The following is a 16999-nucleotide window of genomic DNA, read 5'->3' as shown; positions in this document are numbered from 1 at the left end:
TCCTTGATTTCTCCTTAATAATATTCAAAAGTCCCAAACTATAATAAGTTTGAGACCCTTGAATTCTATATTCTATTTTTTCTTTGGGAGGACAATCCCCTTATATAATTGAATAGTGATCAAATAGTAAACAACGTAAATAATTAAAAATATACAAATCGGAAGTCCAATATTCACATATGGATTCACAAAAAATTTAACAAATGTAAATACATTCATTCCTACCAAAACGTGTATAAGACCCAATATAGCTGGAAATAGAAATACAATGCCTAATTCTTTATACATAGATTTTATAAGTAATTCTTTACGTACCCCAATTTTCCGAAGCATCTCATAACGCCCTATATCTTTCGTAGCTCCAGAAAGGATCTTAAACATTAAACAACTTGCCATCATAGCTAAAAAAGCAAGGCCTAAAAAGAATCCCATAAAGGAAGTTCCTTTTGAAAAGGCAAGCATAGATTCATAATCACTATAGTTTGTCGGTAAATATACATCTTCCTTAGGCTTATTAATAGTAGCGGCTATTTTTTCGATTTGACGATCATCCATCTCTTTTAACTCTGTTTTATACCTTAAAATATTATCTACTTTAGCAATAAAAAATGTATGCTCATTCCCTTGGATCGCTTCATAACGTTTTTCATCGACGATATAGACAGGTTTACGATCATATACAGAAATATTCGATCTAAAATCACTATCCATACTCTTATCCCAATTCAGTGGTAACGTAGAACTAGATGGATCAACTTCCTCCCTCTTAAACATCCTATAGCTCGAAGATGGAAGTTGTTCAGTAATATGTGTTGTCTCTTTCTTTCCAAATAACAGTGGAGGGTTCTCCAATAATTCTTCTTTTAAATAGTAAACAGCCTCATTATTAACTTTATATTTATATTGTTTTTTATCTACAATTTTCATTTTTTCCATAGCTTTATAATCCTCTGCTTCTGGATCATGAATTGTAATATCATAACCTGACATTCTTTCTGCTGTAAGGATTACGTTTTTCTGTAAAGACATGCCACCAGCCATTGCCCCCACACCCAGTCCAATTAGCATCGTTACCGTGCCTAATATTTTCGCCAAACTACTTACACGAAACTGCAATTGTGCAAATGTAAATGCATTTAATTTCTTCTCATTTAAATAGCGCGTTTTCTTTAACCTGTTAACAATCATAGGTAAGAACGAAATAAATATAAGATATGTCCCGATTGTAATCGTGAATAGTGGAAGCATAATGGCTCCAGCGCCCTTTATTCCTACGAAGAGTACGAAATAATACCCTACACCTAGTCCTAGCAAACTACATAAAAGTAACAATATTGTGGCTGGTCCTTTCATTCGTATGCGCTCCGTTTGCTCCTCTGTACGAATTAAATCTAGTTCTGTTTTAAGTGCTATACGAATCACATTCACAACGGATGTAAGTAGAAATAACACACTAAAGAATATAAATGTTATTTTGAATGCAGGACCATAAAATGCTTGATAACCTTCCGCTGAAATTTCCAATTGTTTCGTTAGAAATTTGCTAACGAAATTAGAAAGAATGGCTCCGAATACACTACCTAGCACTAGTGAAATCATTCCCATAATGAACGTCTCAAAAAATAAAAGTTGACTAATTTTACTCTTTTTCGCCCCTAATACAAGGTACATACCAAGCTCTTTCTGCCGGAGTGAAAGTAGAAAAGAGTTTGCATAAAAAATATAAAAGAATGTAATAAACGCTACCAAAACAGAGCCTATTTGAAATACAAATACAATTGAACCAATAATACTGTTATTCATTGTAAACTCTTTATTTAACGCAAGCGTTTGAAACATATAAAAAATAGAAATTGAGATTACAAGACCTATTAGTAAAACGATGTAATCCTTTATCATTTTTTTCATACTGGAAATAGAAAGTTTTAATAACACACTTTACACCCACGATTCTCTACAGCGTGGTATACTACATTCACCTTTTTACTATCCCCTCTTTGTACAACGTTCTCTTCAAATATTAAAGCTTTCATATTGCCTCCTGTCATGTGGCTAGTGCTACGATCATGCTATTTTCATAGCCACTAACTATCATTTTATCTTTTCCCGACAAACAGCAATATTGATTCCTCTTACATTATCCTTACATTTTTGTAATGTATACTACCTGAAAATCATTATATTAATATTATTAGTTTCACAATCCGATTCATATACCTTTACTTTGTTCTCACGAAGATGACATCAATATTCTCACACTTAAATAATATATTTATAAATATAAATTCGAAGGATATTTTATAGGTTTTCTAGTCTATTTAAAAAGTTATATAAATCATTAACATTAGAAATGGACAAAAAAAGCCCCTCTGTAATACTTAATAACTTTGCACTTATCATCAGTTTACCTCTTCATTATAATTGTCCGAGATAAAGATAAGATAACAACGATATAAAGATATACCCACATGTTATTAAATTTAGTACCGTTTTACCTTTCCTTATCCCTCTCACTCTTTACTTTACATTAATTCTCTTCGTTTCTAATCCACCTCTGATGGACTCTATATAAAACTATTATTTAGGTTGTATTAAAATAACATATTCTAAATCATATAAATTCGCCTTTGGTTTTGCATAAATAGTATAAGTAAGACCATATTGATCTTGTTCTTGTTCTAGTACCTCTGCTACTTCAAGACCTGGTGGTATTTTCTGACTCAATTCAGAGGTAATAATGCTATCACCTATTTTTATTTCTTTCACTTTATCTGATGGGATATTATCAATTCGAAGGGCCTGTTTTTTCTTATCATACCCTGTAACAAATCCTAAAATGGATGAATTATTTTGAAGGGTGATTGCTAAACGATTCGTTCGTTCATCACTCGTAATTAATTTCACAACAGATGTATATTGATCTACACTATCTACCTTTCCAATAAAACCGTTCACTGTAATAACAGCCATACCAACCTTTACACCATGTTGTGCCCCTCTCTCAAGAGAGATTTTTCCATACCAATCTTCTGCTTCACGCCTTACTACTGTAGCTTGAATTAGATTGTATTTTCCTTGTTCCTTTAATTCTTTCGTTTTATTGATAAGTTTAGTAAGATTTTCTTTCTCCTCACTTAACATTTGCACTTTACCCTTTAATGATTCTTGATGTTCAATTTTCCCTTTCAATGCTTGATTCTCTTTATATACTTTATAAATGTCTTCTATATTATGAACAATATTTTGGACATGCTTATTATTTGTACATACATACACCGCCAATAAAGCCAAAAGAATAATTGAAAGAAATAATAATATTTTCTTCTTAGAAACCTGCTTAATTATCCTGCTACTCCTTACTATTTTTTATCTACATACTATAGAATACTAGTCATCGTACACAGAAGAAATGCAGTTTAAATAAAGTTATGATAAACTTTATCTTCTTTATAAAAAATTTAGAAATCACCACAAAACCCCAAAACATTCAAATTTTTCTCGTTACTTTTTCTATCAAATCCGACTTATCATTTCTATAAATCAGCATGTTTTATTGTTACTTTTTCTTTTGCTTTAGCGGGTATTTCTTCATCTTGTACTTTTTCCTATTTCATACTTTCAATCCATTTAGATTTCACTTTTAAATATCTGGCGATAAGTTTTCTAATTTCCTTCTCATCGTCCACGATAAGTATCGTTCCTTTACTCACAAAATCTCCTCCAGCATCATTTACCAAACTATGAATGTTGCTTTATTTCACTCACTACGGCATTCTTCTTATGCATATACATATAAGAAATACTACAAACTACAATAACAATGCCACCAAAATATATACCGTACTCGGTCGCAAGTGTTACTATTACTTCTATATGCTTTCCAAATATAGAACCTAGTAAGAAATAAACTAACGTCCATACAAATCCTGTTACATATGAATAAATCGCATACGTTTTAAAAGACATGTTATTCATTCCTACTAAATACGGTACAATATGCCTCACAACAGGTATAAAATAACTTATAACTAATGTATAATGACCATATTTTGCTATCATCTCTTGCGATTTTAAAAGATACTTCGTCTTTTTCTTTTTCATCAATTTATTAAGTATTTTTATGCCAAAAATTTTCCCGAGTATATACCCTAAAGAAAGGCCGGATACAACGCCTAAATACGTTAGTAAAAAGGCGGGAATCAAATCCAATATACCCATCGATGATACTAATCCACCGCTCATTACAATCATTTCATCTGGAATCGGCATACCGATAATACCTAACCATAAACAGAAAAATAAAGCCCAATAACCATACTGCTCAATGTATGACATTAATTCATTTAGCTCCATTATGCATATGCTCTCCTTAGCTCTTTTTTACAGCTAAAGACGTAAGCTGGCGGGAAATTGAACCACACTTTTTCTAGTGTAATTTCAGGGAAGAAATGCTGTATAAATCCTTTTTTCACAAGTGAATATTGAAATGTAATAAATTCTCCATTCTCATGTATCGTTTCCATTACGCTGTTTAAAATGCGCTTTGAAACCTCTTCTGGTAAAGAAGTGAAAGGCAATCCTGATAAGATGTAATCAATACATTCTATATTCAATTGTTCCCTATACTTCTTTATATTTTCCGCTGAGCCATGTATAACAATCACATTCTGCTCATCTTTAAATTTTCTCTTTAACTCTTTGAAAAATACTTCATTAATTTCAATAAGAAGAAATAATGTCTCCTTCTTCTTTCTCTTCATAATTTCTTTCGTAAAAGCTCCTGTACCCGGCCCTAGCTCTACAATGCATTTCGCTCTATTAAAATCAATTACATCTACCATCTTCTTTGCTAATATTTTTGAACTTGGCGCAATTGCACCAGTATGTTTCGGATGTTTAATAAATTCATGTAAGAATGTTATGAGTTGCATGTAACCTTCTCCCCATTCGTTCAATAGTTTTTAACTTGTTTCTAAGTATAACTATCGTTTCTTAATAAAAATTGAGGAAGTTTCTTAAGATTTTATGAAGAATAAAAAAACAGCTATCCCTATTACGATAGCTGTCCCTTTATTACTTCGCACTCACGATTTTATAATAAGAACGAACTGTGATGAAGTAATATCCAATATAAATAACACTATATACTCCAATACTAATTAAAAGCGGAATCATAATTTCAAATGGCAGTATGTTCCCTAAACCTTTTAATGCAAACAAGCTGTGCAGAATTCCGATTACTAGTGGAATTGCAAAGATAAAGCTCACTTGTTTTGCAATAGCTTTTTTCATTTCTTGTTTCGTTACCCCGACTTTATGAAGGACAATGTAACGATCACGGTCAGCACTTGCTTCTGTAAGCTGCTTAAAGTAAATGATTGAGCCTGTCGCTAATAGGAAGACTAAACCTAAGAATAGTCCGATGAACATCATTAGTCCAGTTGCTTCCAGTCCCATATGGAAACCAGTATAGAAGTCTCTAAATGGTGGTGCCATTTCTGATACACCAGTTGGCATCACTTTTGCTAATTTTTCCGTTAACACTTTACTGTTTCTTTCATCTTTTACATCAATATTTTTTACAATACGTGTTCCAAATGCTTGTTTCGCTTGTTCATACATTTCATCTGAAACGACAACAACTAGTTCACCTAAGTTTGTAATTGCATTATTATTTGCACCTTGGATTTTCAACGTCTTCGTTTCATTTTCAATTTGGAATACCGCTTTATTTCCTTTATATTCGGGGCTAAACTCATACCCTTCCATATAAGAACTATCATATATAAATGCTTCGCCAGTAGCTACATTCACTGTTTCCGCATCAATTTTTTTAGCAAGCTTGTTAAATTCAGATTGAGACATAAATTGATATTTCTCTGAAATCGTGTAATTCATATTAAGAATGAAATCAACTTTATCTCCTTCAAACTTCCCTTTTACAGGAACTGTCTCAATTTCAACTTGATCTTTGATCGGATGATCTTTCTTCTCTTCTGCAAAAATCGCATTTACTTTCTTATCAAGCTCTGCATCTTTTTTCTCGTAAGAATAACTGTATGGCATAGCTGCTTTTGATTGTGTAAATGTGTTGTAATACATCGTAACTGACGTACCAACCGCTGTTAATGTTACCGCACTTAAAATAGAAATCGTCGCAAGTGACTTTGCATTTCCTTTAATACGATATAGTAACTGTGACGTCGTTACCATATTCATACCGTTATAAAACGATGATTTATTATTTCTTGCACGTTTCAATACGAATACTGTAAAGAACATAAATAGTAAATACGTACCTAATACTGTCGCAAGTAATATATAAAGTGCGACTGCCATAAAGTTTGCATACATAACTGCTTTCATAAACATTAACGCTAAGAAATAACCTGAGCCGATTAAGAAAACTGAAATTAACGCCATAATGACAGATCCTTTTGGCAGTGCTTCTCCTTCACGTTCTGCGCGGAAAAGTTCAATTAACTTAAAGCGATAAATTAAACGATATCCTTGGAGTGATGTATATAAAATAATCACAAAGAAAATAATTGCTGTATCAATAATTGCTGCCATTGGTACTTCAAAATGAACGTTTAAATTTAATCCCATCATATTTACTAATAACTCAAGGAATAATTTTGAAAGGACACTACCGATTGCAATCCCGATTACTAATGACATTAATCCCATTAACATATTTTCATAAAAGAGCATTTTACCAATTTGTCTTTTACGGATACCTAATAACGAATATAAGCCAACTTCTTTTTTACGTTTACGTGTAAAGAATCCGTTCGAATATATAATAAACACTGCTACGAAAATGATAAGCATCACACTGGAAACTTGAAATGCACCACTAATCTTTTTAGAAGCTTCTGCTGCTTTTTCCATTTGTGAATTATATTGCAGTGCTTTAAATGTAAAATAAATAACAATACTAAAAATCATAGATGCGAAATATACAAAGTAGTCTTTAAAGTTCCGCTGTATGTTGCGGAGGGCAATGCTAGATAAGGTCATCGGCCATACCTCCAGAAATAGAAGACATTACGTCAACGACTTTTTGGAAGAACTGTTTACGCGTTGATTCACCGCGGTGCAATTCTTTATATAGTTCACCATCTTTAATGAAAATAACTCGTTTACAATAACTTGCTGCAAATGCATCATGCGTTACCATTAAAATTGTTGAGTTATCATATTCATTTAATGACTTCATACTTTCAAGTAAATCTGTTGCAGATTTAGAATCAAGCGCTCCAGTTGGCTCGTCTCCGAAAATCATACTTGGATTCGTAACAATTGCACGTGATGCTGCGCAGCGCTGCTTCTGTCCACCCGACACTTGATATGGGAACTGACTTAAAATATGATCAATACCGAATTTCTTTGAGATTTCAAGAACGCGGCGATCAATCTCACTCGCTTTCACCTTTGATAACGCAAGTGGTAAAGCGATATTCTCTTTCACTGTTAACGTATCTAATAAATTATAATCTTGGAAAATGAAACCTAAATGATCGCGGCGGAATAACGCTAACTTATCATCATTCATCTTCACAATATCTTTTCCATCAATTAAAATTTCACCGTTCGTCGCATTATCAATTGTAGAAAGAACATTTAGTAAAGTCGTCTTACCAGAACCAGAAGGTCCCATAATTCCAACGAATTCACCTTCTTTTACTTGTAAGTTAATACCTTTTAACGCTGCAAATTTATTACCACCCGTGTCATACACTTTTTCGATATTTTTTGCTTCTAACACTGTTTTCATCTCGACATCCCTCATTTCTTCTATTCTCTATTTTCAACTATATACACTCTCTACTCTTGCCACTATCGATGTTTCTTACACAAACATGACAGTTATGTAAGGCACATAAGTAAAGACATCAAAAAGTTAACATAATGAATTAAAGTACTTTGCTACTATAACATTGGGATATCATACCATCCATTCATTCTCCTTACAGGAACATTACAATTTTGTAAGGTAAAAAATGCACCTACAAAGTTGTGCACGAAATGTCGGATGGGGTTATTTCGTTCCTGTTATTCTATGTACAGAGGAGGTCATAATATGGATTCACTTAAAAATATGAATAATGCAATGCACTATATTGAAGGTAACCTTACGAATGAAATTGATTTTAAAGAAGTTGCGAGGCTAGCTCTCTGTTCTGAGTATCACTTTAAAAGAATGTTTTCGTTTTTAGCAGGCATATCACTATCTGATTATATTCGCTGTAGACGTCTTACTCTCGCTGCCTTTGAACTAAAAAACAGCAATGTAAAAGTCATTGATGTCGCTATAAAATATGGCTACAACTCACCAGATTCATTCGCTCGTGCATTTCAAAACTTGCACGGTATAACACCTTCAGAGGCCCGAAATAGTAGCCATTCTTTGAAGGCTTATTCACCAATGACCTTCCAGTTATCCATTCAAGGAGGAAATGAAATGAATTATCGAATTGAAGAAAAAGAGCCATTTCGAATTATAGGTATTACAAAACGAGTATCAATCGTTTTCAATGGTGTAAATGAAGAAATCGCTTCTATGTGGAAAAGTTTAAACCCAGACTCCATTCAAACATTAAAGTCCCTTTCAAACATTGAACCTACTGGAATTATTAGTGCCTCTACTAATTTTTCTGAAGGGAGAATGGAGGAAAAAGGAGAACTTGATCACTATATTGGAGTAGCCACAACGAAAGATTGTCCAGAGCAATTCGCGCAACTTGAAGTCGCAGCTTCAACATGGGCTATATTTGAAGCTGTCGATCCATTTCCTGATGCATTACAAAATGTGTGGGGACGTATTTATTCTGAATGGTTCCCTTCTTCGAACTATGAACTAGCGGAAGGACCAGAGATATTGTGGAATGAAAGTAAAGACGTATCCTCTCCGAATTTCAGAAGTGAAATATGGGTACCTGTTTTAAAAAAGTAATATAAGAATCTAACCTTTCCAAAATAAAGAAGCTACTCTTCCTTTTTAAAGGAAAAGCAGCTCCTTTATTTTATACTTCTTCTCGACTCGTTCTTATACAAGAAAATAGTAATAATCGTAAGCACTATAATAACTGCAAAAGTAAATACTCTGTAGTTCGAGATAGTAGCAGTACCAATTAACAAGGCAGGTATAACCGCCACAATTAAGCCACCAAACATACCAACAAACGATCCTATACTTTGTTTTACTACTTGAGTTTCTGATACCCAATCATAATAACCAAATCGATTATTAATGAAAATCCCCCATACTGCTGAAAATAATGAATATATTATCGGTGTTATGACGATGAAAAGAGAACTCCAAACATCTAGCTTTAACCCGATTATTAGTAATACAGCACTAATAAGTGATGCAGGTATACTCAATGAAAGATTCATAAGAATTTTACTATCATAAATCACCTTTGGCGCTATAGGCAATGATTTAATAATCCATACATTTTTTCCTTCTAAAGACAATGACACACATGTTGTACATGTCATCGAAATCGCTGCTGCAATAGCAAATGGGGCAATCTTTTGCAACAGGGGCTCAATTCCAGGATACGCTATTAATTGGCTTGGTCCTACTACAACTATAGCTAGCGAGAAAGCTAGCGCCATCACGACTCCCATTCCACTATTTATAACATACACTGTAGAAGAGAAGAAACGTGTCAGCTCTTTTTTATACAATGCGACCAATACACTCTCTTTTTTCATGCTATTAATCTCATAATTTGAAAGCATATGATAAGTGGTGATCCCTGTGTTTATTTGCTTATATTTTAACGAAAGTATTTTTACAAAAAGATAATACCAAATCACTGATATCCCCACAAATAAGATGAAAGCTACCATATCAGCATTAACAATTGCTTTTTGAAACATGTTAGCTAATGGATACACTTTAGTTAATTGCTCCGAAACAATTGCACCAATTCCGTTCATATCATTAAGGCTATATTGAGCATTTCCGTTTTTTAGCATAAAGGAACCGAATGTAATAATTACTATAAAACTTAAAATCGTAGTTATTTTATTCGTATTTTTAAATTTAGAAGCGATTGCCGTAATCGAAGCTCCAAAGATTGCTGCGATTGTTGTTGGGATTAAAGATGCGATAAACATACTGATGAACCACATAAAGTAAAAAGAAACTGATGGATTTTCATGTATACAATACACAACTCCCATTGGTAGCATGATTATGATTGAAAAGATTGTATTCAGCAGGTATAAATACAAAAATCTACTTGCAATAACAGTACTTACGCGAATCGGCAATGACATTAAAAAGTCGTAATCCTTAAAAGCAAAAATTTCTCCATTTGCCTTAAATATAGTGAAAAACAACGTTAATACACTGCTAATAACTAGTGCATAGACGGGAATAATTTCACTCATTCCTAGTTTTACCAACCCATATGCCGAAGCTCCGCAATATAACATTAACATGACACCAACTAGAGCAATAGATGCTGTCAGCAAAATCTTATTCTGCTTCTTTTTCTTATCTTTTTCGTATTTAAAGGTGTTTAAACCGAGCTGCGTTATCAACCGAATTTTCAAAAGACCTAAACTATTAGTATTCATTAGCAAGCTCCTTCATAAAGAGCTCTTCCAATGAGCCTTCCTTAATTAAAGAATTTACTTCTCCTGAAAGTGCTAATTTCCCTCTATTAATCATCGCTACTTTATTACATAACTTCTCAGCTACATCTAAAACGTGCGTAGAAAAGAAAATCGCACTTCCTTTTTCACAAAGCTCTTTCATAATACCTTTCAATACTACGGCTGCCTTTGGATCAAGACCAACGAAAGGTTCATCTAAAACTAATAATTTTGGTTTATGTAAAACCGCCGATATAATCGCTACTTTTTGTTTCATACCGTGTGAATAAGAAGATATTAAGTCCCCTAAGTACGGTGTAATCTCAAAAGCATCCCCATACTTCTGTATCTGTTCTTCCCGATCCCTCGCAGGCACTTTAAACACATCCGCAACAAAGTTCAAATATTGAATTCCTGTTAATTGCTCATATAAATCTGGATTATCAGGAATATACGCCATTACTCTCTTACATGCAATCGGATCCTTTTTTACTGAATGTCCATCAATAAAAATTTCACCCTCTTCAAAATCTATAACTCCTACTAACGACTTAATTGTTGTACTTTTCCCCGCACCGTTATGTCCAATAAATCCAAAGATATCCCCTGCTTTAACAGCAATATTCAAATGATCAACTGCTCTCTTACCGTCTTTATATGTCTTGCTAAAATTTATAATTTCTAACATGTAAATCCCCCCCAAATCACCTTTTCGATTGAATTTTCAGACCTTAAAACGAAAAATTTACTCAGTGAGCTTTTCATTATTCCCACTGAGTATTAAAATCCCTTAACACATAGAAACTATAAATATAAAATTTGACTAATATAACTCACATTTGTATTTCTTTTTTATACAAAACGTAAGAATATAAATTCGTTATAATGACAGCAACTACTATAATCCCAAGCATTATATAAGTTCTCCAATCAGCCGGAGCGAAAACACTTATAATCATAATAACTCCTAACGCCACAAATACTTTTCCGCTAAACCGATGTGTTTTCCGCCATACTTCTTCATTACTTAACGTCCATGGATTACGCATCCCGACAAAAAAGTTTGGCTTACACTGTGGTAAATAATTACCCATTACTAAAAATAAAACACCAACTAATAATTCAGGCACCCGATTAATGAATAAGTTATATCCTAATCCACTTGTAATAATATCTATATTTCCTACAAATAGTAGCAATAGTACCCCATTATTCATCATCATAAAGGCTTTAGAAAATTTCTCGTAATTTGCTTTCCTTGGATCAATCTTTGGTATCACATTTAGAAATATATATAATGCAATCATAATTCCGACCATAGAAACCATTCCGTAAAATTTAGACGAATAGCCATCTACCTTACCGCCGCTCCAATGTGTCGCAATTGTATCCGGCAAATGCGGCCAAGCAAACGCCCAAGCTAAACAAGTTATAACGATTAATAAGATTGCAAAAAGATGTTTTTTCATTTCCCCTCTTCCCCCTTATTCGTAAATGTAAACACCCAAGTCAACAAATCTTGAAAGACCGTTGTGTTTAAAGAGTACACAACGAATTGCCCTTTCTTTTCATCTTGAATAAGTTCAGCATTTTTAAGTGCGTTTAAGTGGTGTGAAATACTTGGTTTTGTCATATTGAAATGTTCAGCGATCTCACCAGCGGTTAGATCGCCTTCTTTTAATAAATCTAAAATTTTTCGCCTTGTTGGATCTGCTAATGCTTTGAATGCTTGATTCAATGTCTTTCTTCCCCTCATTAATTAGACATTTAGATATTTATCTAAATGTTAAAATGATTTTAGTTAATTGTCAATCATCTATACGCCCTTTTTTATTTTGTACCCTACGCCAATTACTCTATATTGAATAAAATCTAAAGATTACGCAGGTTAAAAAGGAAAGCAGCTCTTCTGTTTCTTTTCTTAATAATACTTTTTCTGGAACTTCTACAACTGTCTCATCACTTAGTTGTTGTTTTTCAAATAAGCGCAGCCTCTTCCATATGTGTTTTCTCCATTGACTAATCTGTTTGTAAACAATTCCATTCAACCAAAATAGAAACGGTCTAGATTGATCATATGTTGAAATAGATTTCCAAAGTTGAAAGTAGATTTCATTTACGATTTCATTTGTATCATGCCGATTTTTAACTATAGCAAAGACGGTTTCATAGACTCTCTGACTCGTTAAGTTAAATATAAATTCAAAAGCCTCCTCGTCACCTTTTAGTAAACGCTCTATCCAAATATGTATATCTTCATTACTTGCCAAGTAGTGCCCCCTCCTTAACGATGTTCTCACTATATATTGGACGGTAAGCAAAATAAAGTTCCAAATTTCATAAAAAATATAATACTTTTTATTCATTCATATATTTAAAAGGAAAATATATTGAATTATTCCTATAATACTTTTTACTTTTCTAACTTTTAACCTATACTGTTTACTAGCTTATCTTTCAACATAATGAAAAGACTTGAAACACATGATACACTATAGCTACAATTGTTTTTTTTGAGGAGGAATATACATATGTATAAAATTTTAATCGTTGAAGACGATCCAAATATTTCATCATTACTGCAATCTCACATTCAGAAGTACGGTTATGAGGCTGTTGTAGCGGAGAATTTCGATGATATTATGGAATCGTTTAACGCTGTGAAACCACATCTTGTTTTACTTGATGTAAACTTACCGAAATTCGATGGTTTCTACTGGTGCCGTCAAATTCGTCATGAATCTACTTGTCCAATTATTTTCATTTCAGCGCGTGCTGGTGAGATGGAACAAATTATGGCGATTGAAAGCGGTGCGGATGATTACATTACAAAGCCGTTCCACTACGACGTTGTAATGGCGAAAATCAAAGGACAATTACGCCGTATTTACGGTGATTATGCACCAAATATTTCTGAACGTATCGTTGAAGTAGAAGGGTTAAAACTATTTCCAGAACGTCCAGAAATTCATTTTGGATCTGAACAAGTTCTTTTAACGAAGAAAGAAGCTATTTTAGCAGAAATGTTATTATCAAAATTCCCTCGTACAGCGAGCCGTGAAGATTTATTAGCTGCGCTTTGGGATGATGAAAGTTTCGTTGAGGAAAATACATTGAACGTAAACATTACGCGTCTTCGTAAAAAGTTTAATGAGCTTGGTATTGAGAACTCTATTGAAACAGTACGTGGACTTGGATATCGCTTTAACGCAACTTGGAGTGAATAAGCATGAAGCTATTTTTACGTGATCATTTTGCATTTTTCCTACTGTACGTATTAAACTTCGGTATCATCTTCGTTCTTTATGATGCAGTAGATGGATTTCAAAACAATAAATTTTACTTCGTTGTTTTAAGTTTATACTTATTTATTTGTTTCCTCGCTTATCGTTACGTTCGCAATCGTAGAATGTACCATAGATTAAGTGAGCAACCAGAAAAAATGGAAGATGCGTTTATTGAAAGAGCGACTGCTCCGATGCCTCACGGTGTCAATGAACTCGTGCGTACGCAGTACCGCCTCTTCCAAAAAGAACTACAATCGTATGAAGTAAAACAACAAGAACATCAATTATTTATTAACCATTGGGTACATCAAATGAAGACACCTGTTTCTGTTATGCAGCTTATGGTGCTAGAAATGGAAGACGAGCATTTAATTCCAAAGTTTAAAAAAGAATTAGAGCGTCTAAACCAAGGGCTTGATATGGCTTTATACATGGCTAGGTTAAATAACTTCCATGAAGATTTCCATGTCGAGACGATTTCATTAAAAGATACGGTAACAAAAAATATTAACGGATTAAAAGAACTATTCATTCGTAATGGTGTCTTCCCTGTTTTAGAAGTCCATTCTGATTTAAAAGTTGCTTCTGATGCGAAATGGCTAAAATTTATCATCTATCAGTTAATGACAAATGCTGTTCGTTACTCTGGTGAACGCGGAAAGAAAGTTTTCTTATCTGCTTATCGAAACGGAAAAGATATTATTTTAGAAGTTCGTGATGAAGGTGTTGGTATTCCGCAAGAAGATATTCGAAGAGTATTTGAACCGTTTTACACTGGGAAAAACGGTCGCGCATTCGGAGAATCTACTGGTATGGGACTTTATATTGTAAGTAAAATTTGTGATTATTTAGGTCACTCTGTCAAACTAGATTCTGAAGTTGGTAAAGGAACGACGATTAAAATCATCTTCCACAACGCTGCAAATAATCAAGCAGAACATACGGAGAAGGTGACCGAAGCATGATCGTAACATATGCAAGCAAAATGTATGAGAACTCAATCTCATACATTTTTTGCAATACAACTACTTCTATATCTTCTAGCCGGAGGTATAATCTATGACATTTTGGCAATTTGCATTTAAAAATGTAACGCGTAATTCAAGAGCTTATTTTGCTTACTTTGTAAGTAGTTCCTTTTCCATTGCTGTGTTCTTTTCATTTGCTGTTTATTTGTTTCATCCGAAATTACAAAATTTTAGCATGACCTCTGAAATTTCAGGATTAATGATATTTTCAGAAGTAGTAATTGTATTTTTCTCTTTCTTCTTTTTACTATATTCTATTGGTACTTTTTTTAAAGTTAGAAAAAAACAATTTGGTATTTTGACCATTTTAGGAATATCGAGAAAACAATTACATCGTCTTGTTTTTATGGAGAATATGTTAATCGGGATTTTATCTATCTTTTTCGGCATGCAGTTTGGAGTTGTTTTTTCTCAATTTTTTTTATTAGTAACAGCCAAACTTACGCATGTTCCAGGAATATATTTATACGGTCCTACTAACGCGTTTATTTTAACAACCATTGTTTTCCTTAGTCTTTTTATCATTGTATCTGCATTCACACCAATGCTTATTCGTACAAAAAAAGCGGTACACCTTTTAAAAACAAATGGTGGAAAACAAAAAGAAAGAAAACCCTCCATACTTGTTTCATTATTTGGTGCGATTTGTTTATTTGGTGGTTATGCGTTAGCTGGAAATCCTAAATATTTCGTATCAGTAAGCCCGCAAATCGGTGTTATATATATGGTTTCAAGTATTTTCGTTATCCCAATGCTTGTTACAATCGGAACATATTTCTTCTTTTCACAAATTAGTTTCTTACTGATTTATATTTTAAAGAAAAGAAGGAAGTTTTATATGAAACGGATTAATATGCTTTGGATTTCGGATTTAGCGAGCCGTATTCGAACGAATATTAATATGCTTTTTATTGTAGCGATGCTATCTACGATCGCTTTCACAATGATTACGTTTCTATATGGATTCGGGAAATTTATTAAGCTAGAAGTTAATAGAACTTCTCCTTTTCCAATTTCTTATTTTTCTTATGATGCGAACCCTTTTGTTACAGAGCATTTAAATTGGCTTGAGCAACAATTACAAAAAGAGCATTTCCCTTATCAAAAAATAGAAGCTGATATATATGAAACACCACTAAAAGAAGATAAAGATATAGCCATTTATAATGACGTATACGCAATTAAGCAAAGTGACTATAACAAACTTGCAGATTCTTTACGAATGAAACAACTATTTATGGATGATAACGAAGCATATGTGCTAACAGGGACATCTTATATCACCATATTCAACGAATTTGAGCAAAGCTACAAAAGAGATTACATTACACTCTCTAGTACAAATACGAAATTACGAGTGAAAGGCTATGAGCATGTAAACGCAATCCCATCTGACTTTTCATATCAAACGATAGTGTTGCCTGATATTATCGTAAATAACTTACCTAACACCGTAAAACATATATCAGCATACAATTACAAAATTCAAAACTGGGAACAGACATATGAAATTGCTGATAATTTTATAGAAAAGGTGCAAAAAGATCGAAATAAATCCCAGTATGAAGGACCTCTTATTCGATCCTTTGAATCAGCAGGATCGTTATACAAAATAACATCTGGTAGTGCCGCATTCTTCTTAATCGGGACATTTTTAGGAGTTATCTTCTTCATTGGAGCTGGTAGCGTTCTTTACTTTAGAATGTATACGGATTTGACGAACGAACAAGAGAAATATATAACGATTTCTAAAATCGGTGTAACAGATACAGAGATGAAACGATCTGCAACCATTCAACTTAGTATTTTATTTTTCATTCCGTACATTATGGCATCCATTCATACAATGTTCGCAACAAAAATGCTACAAGATGTAATTGGTTTATCTCTGTTCAAAGAAGTTTCAGCCGTTCTTATTATTTTTGGATTCGTTGAAATCGTATTTTTCTTATTTATTCGTTCACTTTATATGCAAAAATTATCACAGTACACGAGTGGACAAAATATTTAAAACAAACTTGATGAAAAGAGTATTTCTTATGCTCTTCTCATCTTCACCCCATTAGG

At 33.2% G+C, this 16999-nt stretch carries 15 protein-coding genes and 1 pseudogene; 4 read left to right on the top strand and 12 right to left on the bottom strand.

Going from position 1 to position 16999, the window contains the following annotated elements:
* Positions 1 to 72: 72 nt before the first annotated feature.
* The 7 genes and pseudogenes from N2V92_RS10765 to N2V92_RS10740 all read right to left on the bottom strand — a co-directional run bounded on the left by N2V92_RS10765 (position 73) and on the right by N2V92_RS10740 (position 7780).
* Entirely contained in the window at positions 73 to 1935 is a 1863-nt protein-coding gene (locus N2V92_RS10765; protein WP_042595993.1) for an FtsX-like permease family protein, read from the bottom strand.
* 642 nt (positions 1936 to 2577) lie between these two features.
* Complete coding sequence (mreC, locus tag N2V92_RS10760; RefSeq protein WP_033668709.1) at positions 2578 to 3345, bottom strand: rod shape-determining protein MreC; 768 nt, start codon at positions 3343 to 3345, stop codon at positions 2578 to 2580.
* Positions 3346 to 3638: 293 nt separating this feature from the next.
* Positions 3639 to 3710: pseudogene (locus N2V92_RS30020) on the bottom strand (DNA-binding response regulator); the annotation flags it as partial.
* Between the two features lie 28 nt (positions 3711 to 3738).
* Positions 3739 to 4353: a DedA family protein gene (locus N2V92_RS10755; protein ID WP_000422376.1), complete on the bottom strand. Its 615-nt coding sequence runs from the start codon at positions 4351 to 4353 to the stop codon at positions 3739 to 3741.
* Positions 4353 to 4931, bottom strand: a complete 579-nt coding sequence (locus N2V92_RS10750) for a class I SAM-dependent methyltransferase (RefSeq protein ID WP_001176071.1) — start codon at positions 4929 to 4931, stop codon at positions 4353 to 4355. Before N2V92_RS10750 ends, N2V92_RS10755 begins: the two co-directional genes overlap by 1 nt.
* A gap of 142 nt (positions 4932 to 5073) precedes the next feature.
* Positions 5074 to 7023, bottom strand: coding sequence for an ABC transporter permease (locus N2V92_RS10745; RefSeq protein WP_000176144.1), 1950 nt, complete (start codon positions 7021 to 7023; stop codon positions 5074 to 5076).
* Entirely contained in the window at positions 7010 to 7780 is a 771-nt protein-coding gene (locus N2V92_RS10740) for an ABC transporter ATP-binding protein (RefSeq protein ID WP_000859656.1), read from the bottom strand. Before N2V92_RS10740 ends, N2V92_RS10745 begins: the two co-directional genes overlap by 14 nt.
* Positions 7781 to 8086: 306 nt before the next feature.
* On the opposite strand from N2V92_RS10740, the gene N2V92_RS10735 reads away from it, so the two are divergent.
* Positions 8087 to 8959: an AraC family transcriptional regulator gene (locus tag N2V92_RS10735; RefSeq protein WP_042595996.1), complete on the top strand. Its 873-nt coding sequence runs from the start codon at positions 8087 to 8089 to the stop codon at positions 8957 to 8959.
* A 65-nt stretch (positions 8960 to 9024) separates the two neighbouring features.
* Here N2V92_RS10735 and N2V92_RS10730 read toward each other — a convergent pair whose 3' ends face one another.
* The 5 genes from N2V92_RS10730 to N2V92_RS10710 all read right to left on the bottom strand — a co-directional run bounded on the left by N2V92_RS10730 (position 9025) and on the right by N2V92_RS10710 (position 12887).
* Positions 9025 to 10599: a hypothetical protein gene (locus tag N2V92_RS10730; protein ID WP_042596306.1), complete on the bottom strand. Its 1575-nt coding sequence runs from the start codon at positions 10597 to 10599 to the stop codon at positions 9025 to 9027.
* Complete coding sequence (locus N2V92_RS10725) at positions 10589 to 11305, bottom strand: ABC transporter ATP-binding protein (RefSeq protein ID WP_042596308.1); 717 nt, start codon at positions 11303 to 11305, stop codon at positions 10589 to 10591. Before N2V92_RS10725 ends, N2V92_RS10730 begins: the two co-directional genes overlap by 11 nt.
* 145 nt (positions 11306 to 11450) lie before the next feature.
* Positions 11451 to 12086, bottom strand: a complete 636-nt coding sequence (locus N2V92_RS10720; RefSeq protein ID WP_000716351.1) for an SdpI family protein — start codon at positions 12084 to 12086, stop codon at positions 11451 to 11453.
* Positions 12083 to 12355 carry an autorepressor SdpR family transcription factor gene (locus N2V92_RS10715; protein WP_001070526.1) on the bottom strand — a complete coding sequence of 91 codons (273 nt, stop codon included), beginning with the start codon at positions 12353 to 12355 and terminating at the stop codon, positions 12083 to 12085. The genes N2V92_RS10720 and N2V92_RS10715 overlap by 4 nt, the downstream gene beginning before the upstream one ends.
* Before the next feature lie 118 nt (positions 12356 to 12473).
* Positions 12474 to 12887 (bottom strand): sigma factor, encoded by a 414-nt coding sequence (locus tag N2V92_RS10710; protein WP_000157858.1) that lies wholly within the window; start codon positions 12885 to 12887, stop codon positions 12474 to 12476.
* Between the two features lie 261 nt (positions 12888 to 13148).
* Between N2V92_RS10710 and N2V92_RS10705 the strand changes: the two genes are divergently transcribed.
* The 3 genes from N2V92_RS10705 (at position 13149) to N2V92_RS10695 (ending at position 16943) form a co-directional block, all read left to right on the top strand.
* A complete protein-coding gene (locus N2V92_RS10705) occupies positions 13149 to 13844 on the top strand; it encodes a response regulator transcription factor (protein ID WP_000276738.1) in 696 nt (231 codons plus the stop codon).
* Between the two features lie 2 nt (positions 13845 to 13846).
* A complete protein-coding gene (locus tag N2V92_RS10700) occupies positions 13847 to 14869 on the top strand; it encodes a sensor histidine kinase (RefSeq protein ID WP_000765341.1) in 1023 nt (340 codons plus the stop codon).
* Positions 14870 to 14963: 94 nt separating this feature from the next.
* Positions 14964 to 16943, top strand: coding sequence for an ABC transporter permease (locus tag N2V92_RS10695; RefSeq protein WP_000145076.1), 1980 nt, complete (start codon positions 14964 to 14966; stop codon positions 16941 to 16943).
* Positions 16944 to 16999: the final 56 nt, after the last annotated feature.

Source organism: Bacillus sp. CH_48 (genome assembly GCF_038008465.1).
In the GTDB taxonomy this organism is placed as follows: Bacteria; Bacillota; Bacilli; order Bacillales; family Bacillaceae_G; genus Bacillus_A; species Bacillus_A thuringiensis_S.
This window is presented reverse-complemented; position numbering and strand designations above follow the sequence as displayed.

Coding starts and splice junctions, on each gene's coding strand:
- N2V92_RS10700 (WP_000765341.1), top strand. CDS start 13,847: ATGAAGCTATTTTTACGTGATCATTTTGCATTTTTCCTACTGTACGTA.
- N2V92_RS10735 (WP_042595996.1), top strand. CDS start 8,087: ATGGATTCACTTAAAAATATGAATAATGCAATGCACTATATTGAAGGT.
- N2V92_RS10755 (WP_000422376.1), bottom strand. CDS start 4,353: ATGGAGCTAAATGAATTAATGTCATACATTGAGCAGTATGGTTATTGG.
- N2V92_RS10720 (WP_000716351.1), bottom strand. CDS start 12,086: ATGAAAAAACATCTTTTTGCAATCTTATTAATCGTTATAACTTGTTTA.
- N2V92_RS10730 (WP_042596306.1), bottom strand. CDS start 10,599: ATGAATACTAATAGTTTAGGTCTTTTGAAAATTCGGTTGATAACGCAG.
- N2V92_RS10750 (WP_001176071.1), bottom strand. CDS start 4,931: ATGCAACTCATAACATTCTTACATGAATTTATTAAACATCCGAAACAT.
- N2V92_RS10725 (WP_042596308.1), bottom strand. CDS start 11,305: ATGTTAGAAATTATAAATTTTAGCAAGACATATAAAGACGGTAAGAGA.
- N2V92_RS10695 (WP_000145076.1), top strand. CDS start 14,964: ATGACATTTTGGCAATTTGCATTTAAAAATGTAACGCGTAATTCAAGA.
- N2V92_RS10740 (WP_000859656.1), bottom strand. CDS start 7,780: ATGAAAACAGTGTTAGAAGCAAAAAATATCGAAAAAGTGTATGACACG.
- N2V92_RS10705 (WP_000276738.1), top strand. CDS start 13,149: ATGTATAAAATTTTAATCGTTGAAGACGATCCAAATATTTCATCATTA.
- N2V92_RS10745 (WP_000176144.1), bottom strand. CDS start 7,023: ATGACCTTATCTAGCATTGCCCTCCGCAACATACAGCGGAACTTTAAA.